Consider the following 2,674-nt stretch of genomic DNA (forward strand, 5'->3'; position numbering starts at 1 on the left):
GTCAGGATCATCTCGATGAGCTTGTCGGCGAGAATTTCCTTCTTGGTCTGATTCTTCAGCGCTTTCTCGAAGGCGAAAGGCGTCTGCTTCATGCAGCCTCCACTGGTATAGATTTCATACCAGCATAACCGACAACCGCATATCACGCATCCACAAACCGACCATGGTCGCAATTTTCGAGAAAACCTTGACCGATCAGCGTGGGCTCGGCTAATTTTTATCTCAACTGGTCCGGTAAACCAACCAGCAGACCATAAAGTGCGAATTGATTGAAGAAACCAACAACAACGCCAACTCTCACAAGGCTGGAATTCACATGTCAGCAACACGCCCTGTCATTGCCCTCACCCTTGGTGACCCCGCCGGTATCGGCCCGGAGCTGATCGCCCGCCTGGTCGCGGAACCCGAGCAGTTCGCCGAGACCCACAGCGTGCTGGTCGGCGACCAGTGGCTGTGGGAGCAGGGCCAAGGCCAGGCCGGTCTCTTCACCCAGCTGCCGCGCGTCGCAAGCTTCGCCGAGGCCCGCCAGCATGAAGGCCTGTCATTGATGCTGGTGGAAAGCGTGGCGCGAGAGGATGTGACGCTGGCCGAGGAAAGCGCCGCCTGTGGCGCCTCGACCCTCGCGGTGCTGTCTCGCTGCCTGGAAGCGGCCCAGAACGAGGAAGTCGACGCCATCTGCTTCGCGCCGCTCAACAAGCTGTCGATGAAGAAAGGCGGTCTGGGGCATGAGGATGAACTGCACTTCTTCGCCGAGAAACTGGGAGTCGAGGGCTATTTCTGCGAGTTCAACACCCTGGGGACGCTGTGGACCTCGCGCATCTCCTCGCACATCCCGCTCAAGGACGCCGCCGAGTACGTCACCCAGGAGCGCATCATCGCCGCCAGCCAGCTGATTCATGACTCGCTGAAACTGGCCGGTTTCGAACACCCGCGCATCGCCGTCGCCGCCTTCAATCCCCACGGTGGTGAAGGTGGCACCTGTGGCCGCGAGGAAATCGACGTCATCGCGCCGGCCGTCGCGCGCTGCAATGAACAGGGCTACCCGGTCGAAGGCCCCTTCCCGGCCGACACCATATTTATCAAGGCGCGCGATGGCGAGTACGACGCCATCGTGACCATGTACCACGACCAGGGGCAGATCGCGATCAAGCTGCTGGGCTTCAAGTCCGGCGTCACCGTCCAGGGCGGCCTGCCTATCCCCATCACCACGCCGGCCCACGGCACCGCCTTCGATATCGCCGGTCAGGGCAAGGCGGACGTCAACCCGACCCGCAATGCCTTCGCGATCGCCAAGCGCATGGGCACCAACCTGCGTGCGCTGCGCCTCGAGACCGCTTCTGCCTGATGCGCTTGCGCCTCTCGCTCATGAACCTGAATCAACGCCATCCACAACAAGGATAATTCGATGAAGATCACCAACGTCAGAACCCGCGTCTTCGAATGGAAAGGCCACACCGTCCCCCCGACCGCCCACTTCTGCTCCAACGCCATGGACGAGCTGTGGGACAAGGGCGACTCGATGGGCACCTTCCGCTTCCACGGCTGGACGGTAGTGGAGATCGAGACCGACAACGGCCTGGTCGGGCTGGGCAACGTGGCGCTGGCGCCGCGCATCGCCAAGGCGATCATCGATCAGTACCTCGCGCCGCTGATCATCGGTCAGGACCCCTTCGACTACGAATACCTGTGGCAGCGCATGTACCGCTCCACCCACGCCTGGGGCCGCAAGGGCATCGGCATGGCCGCCATCTCCGGCGTCGATATCGCCATCTGGGACATCATGGGCAAGGCGGTCGGCAAGCCGGTCTTCAAGCTGCTGGGCGGACGTACCAAGGAGAAGATTCCCTGCTACGCCTCCAAGCTCTACCGCACCGACCTCAAGGGCATGCAGGAAGAGGCCCAGTCCTATCTGGATCAAGGCTTCACCGCCATGAAGATGCGCTTCGGCTACGGTCCGCGTGATGGGGTCGAAGGTGTGCGTGCCAACCTGGATAGCGTGGCCGCTGTGCGCGAGGTCATCGGCGAGGATGTCGATCTGATGCTCGAGTGCTACATGGGCTGGAACCTGGACTACGCCAAGCGCATGTTGCCGAAGCTGGAACGCTTCCAGCCGCGCTGGCTGGAAGAGCCGGTGATCGCCGATGACATCGATGGCTACGCCGAACTCAACCAGCTGACCAGCATTCCCATCTCCGGCGGCGAGCACGAATTCACCCATTACGGCTTCCGCCAGCTGCTGGAAAAGCGCGCCGTCTCCGTCATCCAGTACGACACCAACCGGGTCGGTGGCATCACCGCCGCGCGCAAGATCAACGCCCTCGCCGAGTCCTTCAGCGTGCCGGTCATCCCGCACGCCGGCCAGATGCACAACTACCACCTGACCATGGCCTCACTGGCCTCCCCGATGAGCGAGTACTTCCCGGTGCATGACGTCGAGATCGGCAACGAGCTCTTCTACTACATCTTCAAGGGCGACCCGGAGCCGGTGAACGGCTTCATCGATCTCGACGAAGAGACCCCGGGGCTGGGCCTCGAGCTGAACAGCGACTACTTCGATCAGTTCAACATCATCGAGTGAGGAAGCCATCATGAGACTCGTCCAACTTCGCACCGCCAATGGCCCGCGGGTCGCCGTGGTCGAAAGCCGCGACCAGCTGCGCCTGCTCGACTTCCC

2 protein-coding genes are annotated in these 2,674 nt (G+C 61.9%); both read left to right on the forward strand.

Annotation, left to right across the window (positions count from 1 at the left end):
• The first annotated feature begins 316 nt into the window (after window positions 1-316).
• The gene (locus tag AC4FAH_RS14425) at window positions 317-1,345 is read left to right on the forward strand and encodes a 4-hydroxythreonine-4-phosphate dehydrogenase PdxA (RefSeq protein ID WP_490246301.1); all 1,029 of its coding nucleotides are present in this window, start codon (window positions 317-319) and stop codon (window positions 1,343-1,345) included.
• A 60-nt stretch (window positions 1,346-1,405) separates the two neighbouring features.
• Window positions 1,406-2,578 carry an L-rhamnonate dehydratase gene (locus AC4FAH_RS14430; protein WP_490246302.1) on the forward strand — a complete coding sequence of 391 codons (1,173 nt, stop codon included), beginning with the start codon at window positions 1,406-1,408 and terminating at the stop codon, window positions 2,576-2,578.
• Window positions 2,579-2,674: the final 96 nt, after the last annotated feature.

The organism is Cobetia sp., assembly GCF_983723665.1.

Excerpts from the sequence above, each read along its gene's own strand:
- AC4FAH_RS14430 (WP_490246302.1), top strand. The coding sequence starts at position 1,406 with ATGAAGATCACCAACGTCAGAACCCGCGTCTTCGAATGGAAAGGCCAC.
- AC4FAH_RS14425 (WP_490246301.1), top strand. The coding sequence starts at position 317 with ATGTCAGCAACACGCCCTGTCATTGCCCTCACCCTTGGTGACCCCGCC.